The organism is Mycobacterium szulgai (assembly GCF_002116635.1).
GTDB classification, from domain to species: domain Bacteria; phylum Actinomycetota; class Actinomycetes; order Mycobacteriales; family Mycobacteriaceae; genus Mycobacterium; species Mycobacterium szulgai.
Map to the genome: position 1 here is coordinate 12,069 of NZ_LQPW01000072.1, position 19,103 is coordinate 31,171.

Sequence of the window (19,103 nt, forward strand, 5' to 3'; positions counted from 1 at the left end):
CGCGAGTTAGGAGTCGGCCAGTCAGGCTAGGCCGTCCACCAGGGCCGCAGTGGCAGTTCGTCGTCGCCCCAGGTATCGACATTGGCGGCCAGTACGTGATGCAGCTGAATGTTGTTGCGTTCGAAGGCTACTCGCGAAGCGGCCATGTACAGACCCCAGACCTTGGCGACGGGCAGACCGACCTCCATGACCGCGTCTTCCCAATGGTCGACCAGGTTGCGGCACCAGTCGCGCAGCGTCATCGCGTAGTGGTGCCGGAAGTTCTCCTCGTGCAGCACCTCCAAGCCGACTTCCTGGATCTCGGTGATGATGCGACCCGAACCGGTCAGCTCCCCGTCAGGGAAGACATAGCGGTCGGTGAACCCGCCTGCGAAGGAGGTCGACTTGTTGTCGTGCCGGGTGATGCAGTGGTTGAGCAGCAGGCCCCCGGTGCGCAGCTTCGACTTCAGGAACCCGAAGTAGGCGGGGTAGTTCTTGACACCGATGTGCTCGGTGAGCCCGATCGAGGAAACCGCGTCAAAGCCGCTCTCGGTCACGTCGCGGTAGTCGGAATGCCGCGCCTCGGCCAGTTCCGCCAGCCCTTCGTCCTCGATGGCCTTCTGCGCCCACTTGGCCTGTTCGGCCGATAGTGTGGCTCCGATGGCCCGGACCCCGTGCCGTGCGGCGTAGCGCACCATGCCGCCCCAGCCGCATCCGACGTCGAGCAGCCGGTCGCCGGGTTGGAGCCGCAGTTTCTCGAAGATCAGCCGGTATTTGTTCTCCTGGGCTTCTTCCAGTGTCGCGTCGTGGCTGGGGTAGACCGCGCAGGTATAGGTCATCGACGGCCCCAGCACCCACTCGTAGAAGGTGTTGGACACGTCGTAGTGGTGGTGGATGGCCTCGGCGTCGCGGGTCTTGCTGTGCATCAGGCCGTCCACGATGCGGCGCCACCGGGGCGGCGTCTCCTGGGGCGGCGGCGCGATCGGCAACAGGTTCTCTACGCCGATCGAGCGCACCACGTTGGCCAGCACCCGCGCCGACGGCCGCTTGAACTCGACCCGATCTGTGAGGGATATCAGCAAGTCATAGGGGTCGCCAGGGTGCACGCCGTGGGTCTGCAGGTCGCCCGACACATATGCGCGGGCGATGCCGAGTTCGCCGGGCGCCGTGGCCAGATACGTGGCGCCGCGCGGTGACTTCAGATCCAGGCCCAGTACCGCGTCTTCGTTTCCGGCCGTGCTGCCGTCGTACGCGGTGAACTTCAGTGGCTGCTGACTGGACGCGGTGAAGATTTCCAGAATCTCAGCCATCGTCAGTTTGCCGGTGGTGCTGGTCTGGCTGGTCGTTGTCATCGTCGTTGTACCGCCTTTGCGTAGAGATCGAGAAGACGCGAGTCGGGGTCGTAGGTTTTCTTAACGGTGTTGTAGGACTCCCCGCCGTAGAGCTCGTCAAACTCCTCGCGGGTATAGAAAGAGTCGGAGTACAGCGACTTGTGGCCGTCGAGCATGCTCACTTTTTCTTCGATCGCCCGGTTCGTGGCGCCCGCGGAGGCGCCGACGGGAACCGACGACCAGAACCCGATGTTGACGTAGCTGCGGTCGGGCCGAATCGGATACAGCGGCCAGCGGTGGTGATCGCGCAACCGTAACGGGCACAACCAAATTGGTTCGATCGGCACATTTTCCAGGAACCATACGAGGAAATCGTGGGTCCGTTCGATCGGCACCTCGACGTCTTGCACCACCCGCTCGCGCGCCGGGCGCCCGTTACGGTTCTCGATCCGGTCGGCGATGCCGAAGCGCTGGTCGAGGGCCACCAGCTTCCAGTAGACGCTGCTGCGCCGGTAACGCCGTGGCCAAAAGCGGCGCAGCAAGGGGTTTTGCGCACCGAACGCGCGCGAGCACCAGAACCAATCGGTATCCCAGCGCCAGAAATAATCGTTGATGGTCAGCCGGTCTTCCGTTATCCCGGCGTCATGCTGGATCGACCGGTAGTAGATGTCTTGACCGGTGTAGTCGCTGACCGGGCCCGGGGTGGTGGTCCGCTTTCCCACGCACAGATAGCTTTCGTCGGAGCCGAAGACCACGCCATCGAGATAGTCGACGGCGACGCCGTCCAGCCCGCCCGTGTCGATGATCCGTTCCATCGCCGCGATCATCTCGGTCAGCGAATGAAATCGGATGTGCCGCAAGGCCACAAACGGTGAAACCGGTTCGAGCTCGATCCTTATTCGAGTCGAATATCCCAGTGTCCCATAAGAATTCGGGAAGGCTAGGAACAGGTCTGGATGCTGATCGGGGGAGACGGTGAGCAGTTCGCCCGCCCCGGTGAGGATGTCCATTTCCAGCACCGATTCGTGCGGCAAGCCGTTGCGAAACGATGCCGACTCGATGCCCAGCCCGGTGACCGCGCCGCCGAGCGTAATGGTCTTCAACTGCGGAACTACCAGCGGTGACAGGCCATAACGCAGCGTCGCTGCCACCAGGTCCTCGTAGGTGCACATGCCGGCGACGTCGGCGGTACGGGCGTCGGGATCGATACTGATGACGTCGGTGAGTCCGGATGTATCCAGGCCGCGCGCATCGCTTTTGGTGCGGGTGCGGAACAGATTCGACGTGGGCTTGGCGAGCCGGACGGATGAAGTCGCGGGGATGGAGCGATAACTTGCCAGCAACCGCTCGACGCCGGCCAGGTGAGCAGACAGCGCAGATCCAGGGACAGGCACCACATATACCCTAGTCCTCGACAACCGGCCCTGCAGAGTGCAGCGGCACGGCATGACAACGGAGGAGTTGCGCCTGATGGGACAGGTGAGCGCAGCCAGCACGATCTTGATCAGTGCTGAGCCCGCGGCCGTACTCGATGCGGTGGCCGATTACGAGACCGTCCGCCCCAAAATCCTTTCGTCGCACTACAGCGAGTACCAGGTGCTCGAGGGCGGCAAAGGACAGGGCACCGTCGCCAAGTGGCGGCTGCAGGCGACCGAGTCACGGGTGCGCGATGTGCAGGTGAATGTGGATGTCGCCGGGCACACCGTAATCGAGAAGGATGCGAATTCTTCGATGGTGACCAACTGGACAGTGGCTCCCGCGGGACCCGGGTCCAGCGTCACCGTGAAGACGACTTGGAACGGCGCCGGTGGTGTGAAGGGCTTCTTCGAAAAGACCTTTGCTCCGCTGGGCCTGAAGAAGATCCAGGCTGAGGTGCTGGCCAACCTGAAGGGCGAGCTGGAAGGCTAGCGCGCGGCGACGATACGGGCCGGCTGGCGGCCCGAGGTGGGGGGCACCTCCCGCTTGCGGGGGAGAGCCGGGCAATCAGCTAGCGCGCCTGACCCTGGGTGGCCAGGAAGCCGGCGACACCGCGAACCAAGGCCTCGGCGTATTTCTGCCTGCCTTCGGCAGACTCCATCAGGGCAGAGTCCGCGGGGTTCTTCATGTTCCCCAATTCGACGAGTATCGACGGGTACTGCGCCAGGTTCAGCCCCGCCAGATCCGAGCGCCCGTACAGGCCGTCCTGGCCAATGTAGTTGGCCGCTGGAATGCCCGACGCCTTCAATTGGTCGCGCATGACCCGGGCGAATTGCACCGATGGCCCGGCCTGGGCCGCGTTGAGTGGCGGAGCCGAGTAGTTGACATGGAATCCGCGGCCGGACGCGGGACCGCCGTCGCCGTGCAGGCTGATGACGGCGTTGGGGTGCAGGGCATTGGCCATGTTGGCGCGCTCGTCGACGCACGGCCCCAGGGCGTTGTCGTTGCCGCGGGACATGGCGGTGCGAACACCAAGCGCGTTGAGCGCAGCGCGGAGCCGCAGCGCGGTGTCCCAGGTGAAGGTGTGTTCGGAATATCCGCTGTTGGTCGAGGTTCCGCTGGCTTGGCAGTCTTTGGTGCCGCCGCGGCCGGTGGGCACCTGCCGGCCGATCGATGCGTCGTTGGCGCCGTTGTGGCCGGGGTCGATGAACACGACCATGCCGGCGATGTTGGACGGGACGGCCGTCGCGATCGGTGGCGACCACGCAGCAACGAGCACCCCGATGATCATGGCGATCCCGACACGCAGGCTAACTCGGAGGTCCACGGCGCCAAGGTAGCGCGGCGCGGTCTACGCTGAGTGTTTCGAATCGCCCGACAACCGCAGGCGAAACCAACTCGAGACCAAGATGCGAGGGGACTGTCATGCAACCCGGAGGCGATATGTCGCAACTGCTGGCCCAGGCGCAGCAGATGCAGCAAAAGCTACTGGAAGCTCAGCAGCAGCTGGCTAACTCCGAGGTACACGGCCAGGCCGGCGGAGGCCTGGTGAAGGTTCAGGTCAAGGGCAGCGGCGAGGTGATCGGAGTGACGATCGACCCCAAGGTCGTCGACCCGAGTGACATCGAGACACTGCAGGACCTGATCGTCGGCGCGATGCGCGACGCGTCCCAGCAGGTCACCCGGATGGCGCAGGAGCGGCTGGGGGCGCTGGCCGGTGGCATGCGCCCGTCGGCTCCACCGGCCGCCCCGCCCGGCGCACCGGGGCAGCCTCAGCCGCCAATGCCGCCGGGGCCTGGCGCGCCTGGGGTCTGATTTGCACTCTCATGTTTGAGGGACCCGTCCAGGACCTGATCGATGAGCTCGGCAAGCTGCCGGGCATCGGGCCCAAGAGCGCGCAGCGAATCGCTTTCCACCTACTTTCGGTCGAACCGCCGGACATTGACCGGCTGACGGCCGCCTTGGGGAAGGTCCGCGACGGTGTGCGGTTCTGTGCGGTGTGCGGGAATGTCTCCGACGAAGAGCGGTGCAGAATCTGCGCGGATAGCCGTCGGGATTCATCTGTGGTGTGTGTGGTCGAGGAGCCGAAGGATATCCAGGCCGTCGAGCGCACCCGCGAATTCCGCGGCCGCTACCACGTTCTAGGTGGCGCTCTGGATCCGCTGTCCGGGATCGGTCCCGGCCAGTTGCGCATCCGCGAGCTGTTGAGCCGCATCGGCGAGCGGGTCGACGACGTCGACATCACCGAGGTGATCATCGCCACCGACCCCAACACCGAGGGCGAGGCGACCGCCACCTACCTGGTGCGAATGCTGCGCGACATCCCCGGTTTGACCGTGACGCGGATCGCTTCCGGGCTGCCGATGGGCGGCGACTTGGAGTTCGCCGACGAGCTGACGCTGGGCCGCGCCTTGACCGGCCGCCGCGCCATGGTCTGACTTTCGCGAGCCTGTAGTTAACGCGCCGCCCACTCGCACTTCAGCGCGCTAACTACAGGCTCGCGAATGTGTCGGTAGCCGCTGTCAGCATTGCGCTGTGCGCGAGGTGTTCATCGGCAGTGAAGCACTGGCAGCGGGCCGGCTCACCGAACACGAGCTGCGTCGATGGCACCACGCGATCTTTCGTGACGTCTTCGTCCGCAACGGGTATGAGCCATCGGTGCGCGACAAGATCGAGGGCGCGTGGTTGCGGTCCGGGCGGCGCGGCGTGATCGCCGGTGTCGCCGCGTCTGCGCTGCATGGCGCCCGATGGGTTGGTGACGACGTCCCGATCGAGTTGATCTGGTCGAACACCAGGCCGCCTCGGGGACTTATTGCGCGTGACGAAACCCTGGGCGCCGACGAGATCACCCGCGTCGCGGGTCTGCCGGTCACCACCCTGGTTCGCACTGCCTATGACCTGGGCCGGCATCGGCCGCGCGGGGAGGCGCTGGCGCGGCTAGACGCCCTGATGTGGGCGACGCCGTTCTCCATCGAAGACGTCTTGTTGCTGGCCAAGCGCTACGCGGGCGCGCGCGGTCACAAGCGGCTGCGGTCTGTCTTGCCGCTTGTCGACGGTGGTGCGGCGTCGCCAAAGGAGACGTGGCTGCGGCTGCTGATCATTGACGCCGGATTGCCGCTTCCGCAGACGCAGATTCCCGTGAACGCCAATTGGCGATCGGTAGCGGTCCTCGACATGGGCTGGGAGGAATTCAAGGTGGCCGTCGAGTACGACGGCGACCACCATCGCAGCGACCGCCGTCAATACGCGCACGATCAGTGGCGTCAACGCAAGCTCGCCGCATTGGGCTGGATCATCGTTCGGGTGATCGCCGAGGACCGGCCACCTGATGTGCTGCGACGCGTGCGCGAGGCGCTAGCGCGCCGCCAATCGCTCCTGGCGTAATAAGTCCACCTCGGGCAGCTGCAACGGCGGCAACGCACCTACCACCTTGCCCAGCAGCAGGTCGGCGAGCTCAGGGTTACGGGCCAGGCACGGCCCGTGCATGTAGGTCGCGACCACACTGCCCTGAACCGCGCCGTCGAAACCGTCGCCGGCCCGGTTGCCCGCGCCCTTGATCACCGCGGCCAACGGCGAGGCTGCCGCCCCCAGCACTGTTCCGCCACGGTGGTTCTCGAAGCCGGTGAGGCGTTGTGTCAGTCCGGCCAGTACCGGCTTGCTCACTACCTCGCCGATGGTGCGGGCAGCTTGCGGGGAGGTGGTTACATCCAGCAGACCGACACCGTCGACCCGCTCTCCCGAGGACGTCTCGTACCAGTGGCCGAGCACTTGGATGGCCGCACAGATCGCCAGCACGGGTGCGCCGCGTTCGGCGGCGCGCTGCAGGCCCGGATACTGCCGCAGGTGCCGGGTCGCCAATCGCTGTGCGTAGTCTTCGGCGCCGCCCAGCGTGTAGAGGTCCAAGGAGTCCGGTACCGGATCTGCCAGCGTGATCTCGACGATCTCGGCGGCGAAGCCGCGGAGTACGAGCCGCTGTCGCAGCACGACTGCGTTGCCGCCGTCGCCGTACGTGCCCATCACGTCGGGCAATACCAGCCCAATCCGAACAGTCGATTCAGCCATGGCGCGCCAGTGCCCGTTGCAGCTGCAGGAATGCGGTGTAGTTGGCGACGACTTCTACCCGCCCCGGCGGGCACGACGCGATGGCGGCGACGGTGTCGTGCACCAGGGTGTGTTCGACGCCGGCATAGCCCAGCCGCACCGCCAGGTCCGTGCCGCGCTCACCGGCGGCCACGACTGCCGTCTGCCCGAAGTGCTCGAATCGGACATCCCACAGCCAGGACAGGTCTTCGCCGTCGGGCACCTGCCCGTTGACCGAGATGACCACTCCGGCCGCATGTTTGTCGACCATGGACAGCGCTTCCTGCCAGCCGGCCGGATTCTTGGCCAGCAGGATGCGTGCTTCGTGCTGGCCGACCCGAACGGTTCGGTACCGGCCGGCAACCTCGTCGACTTGGGAGACGGCCGCGACGGCCCTGACCGGGTCCGCGCCCAGGGCAACGGCGGCGGCGACGGCCTGTGCGGCATTGCCGCGATTCACCTCGCCGGGCAGTGCCAAGCGCATCGGCAGGTTCAGGCCGTCGGGTCCGTAAAGCGTCGCAGCGTCGAACCACCAGTGCGGGCTGGGACGCTTGAAGTCGGCCCCGGTGCTGTACCAGTGTCCCTGCTCGCGGACGATGACCTCGCCGCTGCGCGGGCAGCTGACCGAGTCGTTCGACCAGGAGCCGCCCGCCGCTACCCACACCACGTTCGGGCTGTCGTAGGCCGCCGACGTCATCAGCACGTCGTCGCAGTTGGCGACGACGACCGCACCGGGATGCCGGGCCAGCCCGGCGCGCAGCGTGCGTTCGATGACATTGATCTCGCCGACGCGGTCGAGCTGGTCACGGGACAGGTTGAGCAGGACGATGACGCTGGGTTCGACGGCGTCGGACACGTGGGGCACATGCATCTCGTCGACTTCCAGCGCCGCCAGCCTGGCCTCGCGGTCGGCGGCCAGCGCCGCGACCAGGCCGGCGTCCATATTGGCGCCCTCGGCGTTGGTGGCTACCCGTCCTAAGGTGCCCAGGGCGGCCGCGGTCATCCGGGTGGTCGTCGATTTGCCGTTGGTGCCGGTGACGATGACCGTGCGCCTACCCACCCCGAGCTGCCGCAGTACGGAGCGATCCAGGGTCATCGCGACCAATCCGCCGATCATCGCTCCGGCGCCGCGGCCGGTGACCCGCGACGCCCAGCGCGCGCTCGCTCCCGCGGCGAGGGCTAAGCGTGCACGAGCGGTAACCACCCGGGCAGTTTAAGGGCGATCGCAAGCTCGGCGCTTTTTGCCGAGCGCAGCGGGTCGTCCGCATCGAGTTAAGGGCGATCGCAAGCTCGGCGCTTTTTGCCGAGCGCAGCGGGTCGTCCGCATCGAGTTAATCCGCCGACACGATTCGCATCGGGCTGGCGATGTCGGTCGGGCGTGCCATCCTCATCGTGTGAGCCACAGCTGGGGGCGGCCCGCCAGTCACCCGGACCAGGGTTGGGCCGTCATCGATGTCGAGACTTCGGGATTTCGTCCGGGTCAGGCCAGGATCATCAGTCTTGCCGTGCTGGGGCTGGACGCCGCTGGCCGAATAGAGCAATCCGTGGTCAGCCTGCTCAATCCCGGAGTCGACCCCGGGCCGACGCACGTGCACGGCCTGACCGCCGCCATGCTGGAAGACCAGCCGCAGTTCGCCGACATCGTGGGTGACGTGGTCGACGTACTGCGGGGCCGCACGCTGGTGGCCCACAATGTCGCCTTCGACTATTCGTTCCTGGCCGCAGAAGCCGAGCTGACCGCAACCGAACTTCCCGTCGACACCGTGATGTGCACCGTAGAGCTGGCCCGGCGGCTCGACCTCGGTATCGACAATCTGCGGTTGGAGACGCTGGCCGCCCATTGGGGCGTGGCCCAGGAGCGGCCGCACGACGCATTCGATGATGCGCGGGTGTTGACCGGCATCCTGGCCGCCGCCCTGGACCGCGCCCGCGAACGGGACGTCTGGTTGCCAGTACACCCGGTGACCCGGCGTCGCTGGCCCAACGGCCGGGTGACCCACGACGAGTTGCGCCCGCTCAAGGCGCTGGCTTCCCGGATGCCGTGCCCGTATCTGAACCCGGGCCCCTACGTCATGGGCAGGCCACTGGTCCAGGGCATGCGAGTCGCACTGGCGGCCGAGGTGCGGCGGACCCACGACGAGCTCGTGGAGCGGATCTTGCACGCCGGTTTGGCCTACACCGACGCGGTGGACCGCGACACCTCGCTGGTGGTCTGCAACGACGTCGCCCCTGAACAGGGCAAGGGCTACCACGCAAGGCAACTGGGCGTGCCGGTGGTATCCGACGCGCAGTTCATGGACTCAGTCTGTGCGGTGGTCGGCGGCCGAAACATGGAGGAGTTCGCCGACGCGACCATGGTCGACGAGCAGTTCGCATTGTTCTAAAAAAGCCTCTTGTAGCACTACGTGTGTAGTGGTAACGTCAGCGTCATGACAGCCACTACAGAAGTAGTGCATCGGGATTCCAGGTGGAACTCGTATCGCACACACGGCTACTTTTTTCGCGAAGCCGCAATGGTGACAATCCTGCTCGGCGTCATGCTGCATCTGGACCGGGTGCTGCTCGGAGACACCCTCGCCATGCAACACCTCGTGACGGTGACGACGGACCGGATTCTGCTCGTTCCGATGGCGTATGCGGGCGTTACCGGAATCCTGGTGTGGCGCCACGTACGGTTCGCCAACAAGCGGCATCGGGCGTTGTTCACCGGCTCGGTCGTCTACATCGCCGGCAGTGTGCCGCTACATGTCTACATCTCGTACATCGTCAAGGACGTTTCGATCGTCATGTGGTTCCCGATGTGGTTCAGCTACTTGCTGCTGATCGTCGTATACCCGGTGTTCCTCACCGTGTTCTGGCGGCTGCGCTACAAATACTGAAGTGCCCTCAAATCCCGAACGTCGCATTCAGATCCTCGACACCGCAATCGGCATACTCGCCGATGAGGGCGTCGGGGGTCTGACGCATCGCCAGGTCGACGACCGGGCCGGGCTGCCTTCGGGCACCACGTCGAACTACTTCCGCACGCGCCAGGCGTTGCTCGAAGCCACGGCATCCCGGACCGTCGACCTGCATTGGCAACGCGTCGAGGCTTTGCGGGCCGCTGTTGGTTCGCTTACTCGCGACGGCGTCAAAGCACTGATGACGCGGATGCTCTCGGAGCCGGACGAGGACTTTCGCCGTTACACGCTGGCGCGGTTCGAGCTGTTCATGGAGGGCACACGCCGGCCCGAGCTGCAGCCGCTACTCAAGGATCTGCAGGCCGCCGCGGTGAAGTCCGCAACGCTCATCATCGAAGCGGCGGGGTTCACTCCAACGCCCGAACAAATGGACGAGCTGAGCCGACTGCTCAACGGCTATGCATTCAGCTCGCTGACGATGCCCGGCGGCGGTGATCCGGCCGCATTGATCGACCGGCTGTTGGGCATGTTCTTCGGGTCGGCGCCGACGCGCGGGCCTCGCAGCGACGAGACATAACCCAGGGCGAGCGGTCGCGGCGCGTCGCGTGCGCACGTTATGTGTCGCGGCCGACGCCGATTAGGGCTGCAGCAGTATCGCTACACGCTGTTGCGCTTTGAGTTTTCCGTGTGCGCCAACTCAGTGCCCTAGCTTTCACCGACCATCGCAGGCCCGATTGACCGCCGAAACCACAGCGCGCAGCGACGCCGTGGTGATCGACGGCGCTATGCCCACACCCCAAACCGTCTTGCCGTGTACCGAAGCTTCGACATACGCGGCCGCCTGGGCGTCGTCACCCGAACTCATCGCATGCTCGGAGTAGTCCAAGACGGCCACGTCGAATCCCACATCACCGAGCGCATGGACGAACGCGGCCAACGGTCCGTTCCCAACGCCGCTGATCTCCGTCTCCACCCCATTGACCTTCACAGTCGCGGTGATCGTCGTCGTGCCGGTGTCATCCTCGGAGGCGTCGACGCGCTGCCTTATCCGCTCCAGCGGCAACACCGGGGCCAGATACTCCTCGGAGAACGCGTCCCACATCTCTTTCGGGGAGACCTCACCACCTTCGCCCTCGGTGATCGTCTGGATCACCTGGGAGAACTCGATCTGTAGCCGTCGCGGCAGGACCAGGCCATGGTCGGCCTTCATGATGTAGGCCACCCCACCCTTGCCGGACTGGGAGTTGACCCGGATCACGGCCTCGTAGGTGCGCCCGACATCGCGCGGGTCGATCGGCAGATACGGCACCTGCCACAACATGTCGTCCACGTCGACGTCGGCGGCGTCGGCGTCCACCTTCATCTGGTCAAGGCCCTTGTTGATGGCGTCCTGGTGGCTGCCGGAGAATGCGGTGTAGACCAGGTCCCCGCCGTAGGGGTGCCGCTCGTGCACCGGCAACTGGTTGCAGTACTCCACCGTGCGCCGGATCTCGTCGATGTTGGAGAAGTCGATCTGGGGATCCACCCCACGGGAGAACAGGTTCAGCCCCAGCGTTACCAAGCAGACGTTTCCGGTGCGTTCGCCGTTGCCGAACAGGCAGCCCTCGATCCGGTCGGCACCCGCCTGATAGCCCAATTCGGCTGCTGCGACAGCAGTTCCGCGGTCGTTGTGCGGATGCAGGCTCAAGATGACGGATTCCCGGTTGGCCAGGTTGCGGCTCATCCACTCGATCGAGTCGGCGTAGACGTTGGGCGTCGCCATTTCCACGGTGGCGGGCAGGTTGACGATGATCGGGTTTTCGGGTGTGGGCCGGATGACTTCGCCGACGGCGTCGCACACCTGCTTGGCGTATTCCAGCTCCGTTCCGGTGTAGGACTCCGGCGAGTACTCGAACCGCCACTGCGTGCCCGGGTACTTGGCGGCCTCTTCGACGCACTTGCGAGCGCCGTCGACCGCGATGGCCTGTACCGCGGCCCGGTCGGCGCGGAAGACCACCCGGCGCTGCAGGATCGACGTCGAGTTGTAGAAGTGCACGATCACCTTCGCCGCGCCTTCGCACGCCTGGAAAGTGCGCTCGATCAGTTCCGGGCGGCATTGGGTCAGCACCTGAATGGTGACGTCGGCCGGAATGGCACCTTCGGTGATGATGTCGCGGACGAAGTCGAAATCGGTTTGGCTGGCCGACGGGAAGCCGACCTCGATCTCCTTGTAACCCATCCGGACCAGCAGGTCGAACATGCGGCGTTTGCGGGCCGGGCTCATCGGGTCGATCAGCGCCTGGTTGCCGTCGCGCAGGTCCACCGCGCACCACAGTGGGGCGCGGGTGATCACCTGGTCGGGCCAGGTGCGGTCGGCGACCCGGATGAGTTCGACCTCGTCGGCAAACGGACGGTACCGGTTGACCGGCATCGAGGTGCCGCGCTGAGGGTTCCACGCGGGTTGCCCGGGTCTGGGTGGACCGGTGGGTTTGACGATCGAGCGCGCTGAGACGTAGGCGTCGGGTGAATCGGAAGTAGTCACGATTGGTGCTCCAGGAAGTGGGTGAAGGAACCTCAGACCGGCGCATCGCGAACGACCCGCGACGGGAAGCCGGTCTGGATCAGACCCCGTCGCGGCGTCCGAGGAGGAGCACCCGCTGCACGGTGTAAAACTCTACCGCGATCGGCGCTGGGGCCAAAACTTCGCCGTCTGAGTCACGGTCGCGGACGGGGATGCGTCGCCCCGTATCCTGTTGTGGACTTACACGCCAGTAGGAAAGGGAAACAGTGGCGCTCGTCGTGCAGAAGTACGGCGGATCCTCGGTCGCGGACGCCGATCGGATCCGTCGCGTCGCCGAGCGCATCGTCGAGACCAAAAAGCAGGGCAACGATGTGGTCGTCGTCGTTTCTGCGATGGGCGACACCACTGACGATCTGCTGGACCTGGCACAGCAGGTATGCCCTGTTCCGCCGCCCCGGGAACTGGACATGCTGCTCACCGCCGGTGAACGCATCTCCAACGCGCTGGTGGCCATGGCAATCGAATCGCTGGGCGCACACGCCCGCTCGTTCACCGGTTCGCAGGCCGGGGTGATCACCACCGGCACGCACGGCAACGCGAAGATCATCGACGTCACACCCGGACGGCTGCAGGCCGCACTCGACGAGGGCCGCATCGTTCTTGTCGCCGGCTTTCAGGGCGTCAGCCAGGACACCCGCGACGTCACCACGCTGGGCCGCGGCGGCTCGGACACCACGGCCGTCGCCATGGCCGCCGCACTGGGCGCCGACGTTTGCGAGATCTACACCGACGTGGACGGCATCTTCACCGCCGACCCGCGCATCGTGCACAACGCCAAAAAGCTTGACACGGTGACCTTTGAAGAGATGCTCGAGATGGCGGCCTGCGGTGCCAAGGTACTGATGCTGCGCTGCGTGGAATACGCACGCCGCCACAACATTCCGGTGCACGTCCGGTCGTCGTACACGGACCGGCCGGGCACCGTCGTCGTCGGATCGATCAAGGACATAGCCATGGAAGACCCCATCCTGACCGGAGTCGCGCACGACCGCAGCGAGGCCAAGGTGACCATCGTCGGGATCCCGGACATCCCGGGTTACGCGGCCAAGGTGTTCCGTGCCGTCGCCGACGCCGACGTGAACATCGACATGGTGCTGCAGAACGTCTCCAAGGTCGAGGACGGCAAGACCGACATCACCTTCACCTGCTCGCGCGACAGCGGTCCCACGGCAGTCGCAAAGCTGGATTCGCTGCGAGACGAGATCGGCTTCACCCAGCTGCTCTATGACGACCACATCGGTAAGGTGTCGCTGATCGGCGCGGGCATGCGCAGCCATCCTGGCGTGACGGCCACCTTCTGTGAGGCGCTGTCGGCGGTCGGGGTCAACATCGAACTGATCTCCACCTCGGAAATCCGCATTTCGGTGCTGTGCCGCGACACCGAACTAGACAAGGCCGTCGTTGCGTTGCATGAAGCATTCGGGTTTGGCGGCGACGAGGAGGCCACGGTGTATGCGGGGACGGGGCGGTAAATGGGCCTGTCAATTGGTGTAGTGGGGGCCACCGGACAGGTGGGTCAGGTGATGCGCACGCTGCTCGACGAGCGTGACTTCCCGGCGGAATCGGTGCGGTTCTTCGCCTCGGCCCGCTCGCAGGGCCGCAAGTTGGGCTTCCGGGGCCAGGAGATCGAGGTCGAGGACGCCGAGACCGCCGACCCGGCCGGGCTCGACATCGCGTTGTTCTCCGCCGGCGCGAAGATGTCGCGGGTGCAGGCGCCGCGGTTCGCGGCCGCCGGAGCGGTGGTGATCGACAACTCGTCGGCATGGCGTAAGGACCCCGACGTGCCGTTGGTGGTCTCCGAGGTGAACTTCGAGCGCGACGCGCATAGCCGCCCGAAAGGCATCATCGCCAACCCGAACTGCACCACCATGGCCGCGATGCCGGTACTCAAGGTGCTGCACGACGAGGCGCAGCTGCTTCGGATCGTGGCATCGACCTATCAAGCCGTATCCGGCAGCGGCCTGGCCGGGGTGGACGAACTGGCCCTGCAGGCCCGCGCCGTCATCGATGACGCCGAGCAGCTGGTGCACGACGGCGCTGCCCTGGATTTCCCCGCACCGGCCAAATATGTTGCGCCTATTGCCTTTAACGTGGTCCCGCTGGCCGGGTCGTTGGTCGATGACGACTCCGGTGAAACTGACGAGGATCAGAAGCTGCGCTCCGAGAGCCGAAAGATCCTCGGCATTCCTGACCTGCTGGTCAGTGGCACCTGTGTGCGGGTGCCGGTGTTCACCGGACACTCGCTGTCCATCAACGCCGAATTCGCCCGCCCGCTGTCGCCAGACCGGGCCCGCGCACTTCTCGACGGCGCCCCTGGCGTCAAGTTGGTTGATGTACCAACGCCATTGGCCGCAGCCGGAGTCGACGAGTCATTGGTCGGCCGCATCCGGCAGGATCCTGGTGTGCCCGACGGGCGTGGCCTGGCGCTGTTCGTCTCCGGGGACAACCTACGAAAAGGCGCTGCCCTGAACACAATTCAGATCGCCGAGTTGCTGGCCGCTCAGTTGTGATTCGCGGGTTTACCGCGTCATTACTGTTTTTGCTTGCGCCGCAATCGGTTTGGCTGGCCCACGCTGATCCTGCGGCGCCCGTGCCGGCGCCGATCCTGCAGCCGCTCGCCGAGGGCCAAGTGCTGCGCATCGGTCCGACGGCCGGCACCGGGACGGCCACCGGCGACTACGGTATCGGCGCCACCGACTTATGCGAGTTCGTCGAGTTCCCGAGCCAGCTGCTGCAGGTGTGTGGGGACAGCTTCGCCGGTCAGGGAGTCGGGTTCGGCGGCTGGTACGCGCCGGTCGCGTTGCACGTCGACACCGCATCCATCGACGATCCCGACGGCGTGCGCTACACCGGCGTCACCGGAATCAACAAACCGTTGCTGGCCGATCCGACGCCGCCGGGGACTTCGCAGTTGCCCGCCGGGGTGGTCCAGATCAATCGTCGCAACTACCTCATGGTGACGACCACCAAGAACCTCGAGCCGCAGAACTCACGACTGGTGGTGGCGGACCCGGCCCGAGGCGGCTGGCAAACGGCGCCGGGATCCCGGCGCGAAGCCACCTACCAGGACGGCCGGCAGACCCAGATCAGCGGCTACTACGACCCGGTGCCCACACCGGATTCGCCAACCGGGTGGGTGTACATCGCGGCCAACAGCTTCACCCGTCGCCAACCGGTGGTGCTGTACCGGGCCAAGCCCGAAGCGTTCACCGACCGGTCGCGCTGGCAGGGATGGGCGGGTGGCCCCAACGGCGGCTGGAACAAACCGCCGACGCCGCTTTGGCCTGACCTGGTCGGCGAGATGAGCATTCGGCAGATCGACGGCCAGACCGTGCTTTCGTACTTCAATGCAACGACGGGGGATATGGAGGTACGGGTGGCCCATGATCCGATGTCGCTGGGCAGCGCGCCGGTGACCACGGTGGTGCAACACGACGAGTGGCCGGACCCGGCCGAAAGCCTGCCGCCGCCCTACGACAACCGGCTCGCGCAGCCGTACGGCGGCTATATCTCGCCCGGGTCCACGCTCGATGAGCTGCGGATATTTGTCAGCCAGTGGGACACCCGCGCCCGGCAGACCGGCCCCTATCGGGTAATCCAGTTCGCGGTCAATCCGTTCAAGCCGGAATAGCAGCCAACGGCCCGCCGCCAGGGCGCTTCGTTGTTCCCGGGAGTGCCGATCAAGATGCCCGGACTGCCACCGATACCTCCGGTCCCGCCGTTGACGCCGGCCCCGGTCGAGGATGCGCCGCCGATGCCACCGACACCGCCGATGCCCACGCCGGAGAGGCCGACACCGAGACCCCTGAGAGGTCGGAAACAGCCAGCTGTGGAGCGCTTACTGTCAACCAAACGCCGTGCGCTGGCCGATGCCGGGGCTACGAACCGTGTCAGCAATTTCCCAGGTAGGACAGGGGATTAGCTCACAGCTGCTACATAAGTAGCGCATAGCCACGACTAGTGTTTGCCCGTGCATCATTCATCGCATGAGCGAAACTTCTGACACCCCGACCGCGCGTACTTCCACCGCGGTAGCACCACCGCCGGCAGTGGCCGACCATCGGCCCTTCCGGGTTTTCAAAGCAGCCGCCTGGGTGGCGATCGTCGCCGGCATCGTCTTCATCGTCGCGGTCATCTTCTTCACTGGCTTTATCCTTGGCAAGCACAGCGGACATGGCGGCTACCATCACCGCCACCACAAGCACCACGGGATGATGCACCACCGTTCCGGAGTGCCCAACCAGACCCCGGCGGTCAGCCCGGGCACTCCGGCGGGTCCGAGCCAGGTTCCCTCGTCGGTTGCGCCGTCACTTTCCCCCACGCCGACGCCCGGTCGGTAACGTACCTACAACCAGTAGCCCGGTGCTCATCAAGAGCGCCGGGCTACACAATTCATGGCAACTTTGTCGCCGCGGCCCTTTACGGTCATGCAGGCCTGAGCCATATTCAAAGGCATGAGCGAAACACCGGAACCCGCTTCCACCCCCGCAGTAGCAGCGCCACCGCCGCCACCTCCACCCGTATACGAGAAGCCGCCGCGGCTCTACCGGGTTGCCGCCTGGGTGGTGATCGTTGCCGGGATCCTCTTTATCGCTTCAACGCTGTTCTTTGCCACCGCCATGGTTTTCGGGTTCGGAAAGTGTCACCACTACCGCCATCACCACCACCACGGCATGTTCGCACCCGACGGCCCCGCTGGTCCCGGCGGTCCCGGCGGTCCCGGATGGCAATTCCGCTTCCCCGGCCCGCCTCCTCCGGGCATGGGCCCCGGCTTCCCGCCCGGCCCTCCGCCGCCCGGGGCAGGTGTTCCCGGTCCGCTTCAGCCGCCGACTCCGACGCCCAGCACGTTGCCCAGCAATCCACCGGCGCGCCCCTAGTTGCGTCCCGAAGCCGGTTGACCTGCAAGCCTATTCCCCCTAAGGAGATAGCGAATGACGCAGCGCTACACCACCACTGACGGCGGGGCTCCCGCGCCCAGTGACGACCAGTCGCTGACCATCGGACCCGACGGCCCGATCCTGCTACAGGACCATTACCTGATCGAGCAGATGGCCATGTTCAACCGGGAGCGCATCCCGGAACGTCAGCCGCACGCCAAGGGCGGCGGCGCATTCGGTCATTTCGAGGTGACCAACGACGTCAGCCGGTACACCCGGGCCGCGGTGTTTCAGCCGGGCACCAAAACCGACACGCTCATTCGATTTTCGACCGTCGCCGGAGAGCGCGGCAGCCCGGACACCTGGCGCGATCCGCGCGGGTTCGCGCTGAAGTTCTACACGTCGGAGGGCAACTTCGACATGGTGGGCAACAACACGCCAGTCTTCTTCATCCGCGACCCACTGAAGTTCCAGCACTTCATCCGATCGCAAAAGCGGATGGCCGCAACGAATTTGCGCGATCACAACATGCAGTGGGACTTCTGGAGTCTCTCGCCGGAGTCGGCGCATCAGGTGACCTGGCTGATGGGGGATCGGGGCATTCCCAAGAGCTGGCGCCATATGAACGGCTACAGCAGCCACACCTACAGCTGGATCAACGCAGGCGGCGAAATCTTCTGGGTGAAGTATCACTTCAAGACCGATCAGGGCATCGACTACTTGACTCAGGAGGATGCCGACCGGCTGGCCGGTGAGGACGGCGACTACCACCAGCGCGACCTTTACCAGGCTATCGAGGGTGGGAACTACCCGAGCTGGACGCTCAAGATGCAGATCATGCCGTTCGAGGATGCCAAGACCTACCGGTTCAACCCGTTCGATCTGACCAAGGTGTGGCCGCACGGCGATTACCCGTTGATCGACGTCGGCAAGCTGACGCTGAACCGCAACGTCACCGATTACCACACCGAGATCGAGCAGGCCGCCTTCGAACCCAACAACATCGTGCCCGGCACCGGATTGAGCCCGGACAAGATGCTGCTGGCCCGCGGCTTCTCCTACTCCGACGCGCACCGGGCCCGGCTGGGGACCAACTACAAGCAGATACCGGTGAATACGCCGAAGGTGGAGGTGCACAGCTACTCCAAGGACGGGGCGATGCGGATGGACAACGTGTCCGATCCGGTCTATGCGCCCAACTCTTACGGAGGCCCGCAAGCCGACCCGGCGCGGGCCGCCGAGGTGCGTTGGTATGCCGACGGCGAGATGGTCCGTGCGGCTTACACGCTGCGCGCCGCCGACGACGACTGGGGACAGGCCGGCACGCTGGTCCGCGAAGTCCTCGACGATGCCGCGCGGGAACGCTTGGCCCACAACATCATTGGTCATATCTCCAAAGGCGTGCAGGAGCCGGTGCTGTCGCGGGTCTTCGAGTACTGGCGCAACGTCGACGCCGACCTCGGCAAGAAAGTCGAGGAGGGGGTTCGGGCGAACCTGGGGTGAGGATTACCGGGCTGGCATGATCGAGCCCATGAGCATCGAAGTCGTTTACACCACCGAATCCACCGCTACCGGCGGGGGCCGTGACGGCCACGTGCGGTCCGACGACGGTCGACTCGACCTGGAAACCCGTCCGCCGAAAGAGATGGGCGGCAACGGTGAGGGCACCAATCCCGAGCAGCTGTTCTCCGCCGGCTACGCGGCGTGCTTCCTGGGGGCGCTGCGGCTGGTGGCGGGCAATGCGAAGGTCAGGCTGGACGACGCCAGCAGCGTCACCGTCGCGATCGGATTCGGCAAAGACTCCGAGGGCGGCTTCGGGCTCACCGGCAAGATCGTCGGCTACCTGCCCGGCCTCGAGCAGAGCGCCGCCGACGACTTGATGCACCAGGCCCACCAGGTGTGCCCGTATTCCAAGGCGACCCGGGGCAACGTCGACGTCGACGTCTCGGCCAAGGTCTAG

Annotated in this window: 21 protein-coding genes; 14 read left to right on the forward strand and 7 right to left on the reverse strand. The window is 65.6% G+C overall.

Annotated elements, in window-relative coordinates; genetic code table 11:
- Positions 1-26 precede the first annotated feature (26 nt).
- Both AWC27_RS12125 and AWC27_RS12130 read right to left on the reverse strand, forming a co-directional pair.
- The gene (locus AWC27_RS12125; RefSeq protein ID WP_211281616.1) at positions 27-1,331 is read right to left on the reverse strand and encodes a class I SAM-dependent methyltransferase; all 1,305 of its coding nucleotides are present in this window, start codon (positions 1,329-1,331) and stop codon (positions 27-29) included.
- A complete protein-coding gene (locus AWC27_RS12130; protein WP_085670708.1) occupies positions 1,328-2,707 on the reverse strand; it encodes an FAD-binding oxidoreductase in 1,380 nt (459 codons plus the stop codon). The genes AWC27_RS12125 and AWC27_RS12130 overlap by 4 nt, the downstream gene beginning before the upstream one ends.
- A gap of 73 nt (positions 2,708-2,780) precedes the next feature.
- On the opposite strand from AWC27_RS12130, the gene AWC27_RS12135 reads away from it, so the two are divergent.
- On the forward strand, positions 2,781-3,218 hold the full coding sequence (locus AWC27_RS12135; protein WP_085670733.1) for an SRPBCC family protein: 438 nt from the start codon (positions 2,781-2,783) through the stop codon (positions 3,216-3,218).
- Positions 3,219-3,297: 79 nt separating this feature from the next.
- Here AWC27_RS12135 and AWC27_RS12140 read toward each other — a convergent pair whose 3' ends face one another.
- Positions 3,298-4,053 (reverse strand): Rv3717 family N-acetylmuramoyl-L-alanine amidase, encoded by a 756-nt coding sequence (locus tag AWC27_RS12140; protein WP_211281617.1) that lies wholly within the window; start codon positions 4,051-4,053, stop codon positions 3,298-3,300.
- A gap of 98 nt (positions 4,054-4,151) precedes the next feature.
- Between AWC27_RS12140 and AWC27_RS12145 the strand changes: the two genes are divergently transcribed.
- The 3 genes from AWC27_RS12145 to AWC27_RS12155 all read left to right on the forward strand — a co-directional run bounded on the left by AWC27_RS12145 (position 4,152) and on the right by AWC27_RS12155 (position 6,110).
- Positions 4,152-4,541 carry a YbaB/EbfC family nucleoid-associated protein gene (locus AWC27_RS12145; protein WP_085670710.1) on the forward strand — a complete coding sequence of 130 codons (390 nt, stop codon included), beginning with the start codon at positions 4,152-4,154 and terminating at the stop codon, positions 4,539-4,541.
- An 11-nt stretch (positions 4,542-4,552) separates the two neighbouring features.
- Complete coding sequence (recR, locus tag AWC27_RS12150) at positions 4,553-5,164, forward strand: recombination mediator RecR (protein ID WP_085670711.1); 612 nt, start codon at positions 4,553-4,555, stop codon at positions 5,162-5,164.
- 97 nt (positions 5,165-5,261) lie between these two features.
- Entirely contained in the window at positions 5,262-6,110 is an 849-nt protein-coding gene (locus AWC27_RS12155) for a hypothetical protein (RefSeq protein ID WP_139836946.1), read from the forward strand.
- On the opposite strand, the gene AWC27_RS12160 is transcribed toward AWC27_RS12155, so the two are convergent.
- Positions 6,081-6,788, reverse strand: a complete 708-nt coding sequence (locus AWC27_RS12160; RefSeq protein ID WP_085670712.1) for a type 1 glutamine amidotransferase — start codon at positions 6,786-6,788, stop codon at positions 6,081-6,083. The two genes, AWC27_RS12155 and AWC27_RS12160, sit on opposite strands and share 30 nt — an antisense overlap.
- Entirely contained in the window at positions 6,781-8,010 is a 1,230-nt protein-coding gene (locus AWC27_RS12165) for a Mur ligase family protein (protein WP_085670713.1), read from the reverse strand. Before AWC27_RS12165 ends, AWC27_RS12160 begins: the two co-directional genes overlap by 8 nt.
- Positions 8,011-8,200: 190 nt before the next feature.
- Here AWC27_RS12165 and AWC27_RS12175 point away from each other — a divergent pair, with 190 nt between their 5' ends.
- Genes AWC27_RS12175 through AWC27_RS12185 form a run of 3 tightly spaced genes read left to right on the forward strand, consistent with a single transcriptional unit; the run spans position 8,201 to position 10,283 of the window.
- On the forward strand, positions 8,201-9,190 hold the full coding sequence (locus tag AWC27_RS12175) for a DEDDh family exonuclease (RefSeq protein ID WP_085670714.1): 990 nt from the start codon (positions 8,201-8,203) through the stop codon (positions 9,188-9,190).
- 45 nt (positions 9,191-9,235) lie between these two features.
- Complete coding sequence (locus AWC27_RS12180) at positions 9,236-9,685, forward strand: hypothetical protein (RefSeq protein WP_085670715.1); 450 nt, start codon at positions 9,236-9,238, stop codon at positions 9,683-9,685.
- Position 9,686: 1 nt separating this feature from the next.
- Positions 9,687-10,283 carry a TetR/AcrR family transcriptional regulator gene (locus tag AWC27_RS12185; RefSeq protein ID WP_085670716.1) on the forward strand — a complete coding sequence of 199 codons (597 nt, stop codon included), beginning with the start codon at positions 9,687-9,689 and terminating at the stop codon, positions 10,281-10,283.
- Positions 10,284-10,418: 135 nt separating this feature from the next.
- On the opposite strand, the gene leuA is transcribed toward AWC27_RS12185, so the two are convergent.
- Entirely contained in the window at positions 10,419-12,227 is a 1,809-nt protein-coding gene (gene leuA / locus AWC27_RS12190) for a 2-isopropylmalate synthase (RefSeq protein ID WP_085670717.1), read from the reverse strand.
- Positions 12,228-12,472: 245 nt separating this feature from the next.
- Here leuA and AWC27_RS12195 point away from each other — a divergent pair, with 245 nt between their 5' ends.
- Genes AWC27_RS12195 through AWC27_RS12205 form a run of 3 tightly spaced genes read left to right on the forward strand, consistent with a single transcriptional unit; the run spans position 12,473 to position 15,897 of the window.
- Complete coding sequence (locus AWC27_RS12195; RefSeq protein ID WP_085670718.1) at positions 12,473-13,738, forward strand: aspartate kinase; 1,266 nt, start codon at positions 12,473-12,475, stop codon at positions 13,736-13,738.
- A complete protein-coding gene (locus tag AWC27_RS12200; protein WP_085670719.1) occupies positions 13,739-14,776 on the forward strand; it encodes an aspartate-semialdehyde dehydrogenase in 1,038 nt (345 codons plus the stop codon).
- Between the two features lie 23 nt (positions 14,777-14,799).
- The gene (locus AWC27_RS12205; RefSeq protein WP_139836951.1) at positions 14,800-15,897 is read left to right on the forward strand and encodes a DUF4185 domain-containing protein; all 1,098 of its coding nucleotides are present in this window, start codon (positions 14,800-14,802) and stop codon (positions 15,895-15,897) included.
- Here AWC27_RS12205 and AWC27_RS30125 read toward each other — a convergent pair.
- Positions 15,852-16,046, reverse strand: coding sequence for a hypothetical protein (locus AWC27_RS30125; RefSeq protein ID WP_139836947.1), 195 nt, complete (start codon positions 16,044-16,046; stop codon positions 15,852-15,854). The genes AWC27_RS12205 and AWC27_RS30125 overlap by 46 nt on opposite strands.
- Positions 16,047-16,243: 197 nt before the next feature.
- On the opposite strand from AWC27_RS30125, the gene AWC27_RS12215 reads away from it, so the two are divergent.
- The 4 genes from AWC27_RS12215 (at position 16,244) to AWC27_RS12230 (ending at position 19,103) form a co-directional block, all read left to right on the forward strand.
- A complete protein-coding gene (locus AWC27_RS12215) occupies positions 16,244-16,606 on the forward strand; it encodes a hypothetical protein (protein ID WP_308207137.1) in 363 nt (120 codons plus the stop codon).
- Positions 16,607-16,720: 114 nt separating this feature from the next.
- Entirely contained in the window at positions 16,721-17,143 is a 423-nt protein-coding gene (locus AWC27_RS12220; protein WP_085670723.1) for a hypothetical protein, read from the forward strand.
- 54 nt (positions 17,144-17,197) lie between these two features.
- A complete protein-coding gene (locus AWC27_RS12225) occupies positions 17,198-18,646 on the forward strand; it encodes a catalase (protein WP_085670724.1) in 1,449 nt (482 codons plus the stop codon).
- 28 nt (positions 18,647-18,674) lie between these two features.
- A complete protein-coding gene (locus AWC27_RS12230) occupies positions 18,675-19,103 on the forward strand; it encodes an organic hydroperoxide resistance protein (RefSeq protein WP_211281618.1) in 429 nt (142 codons plus the stop codon).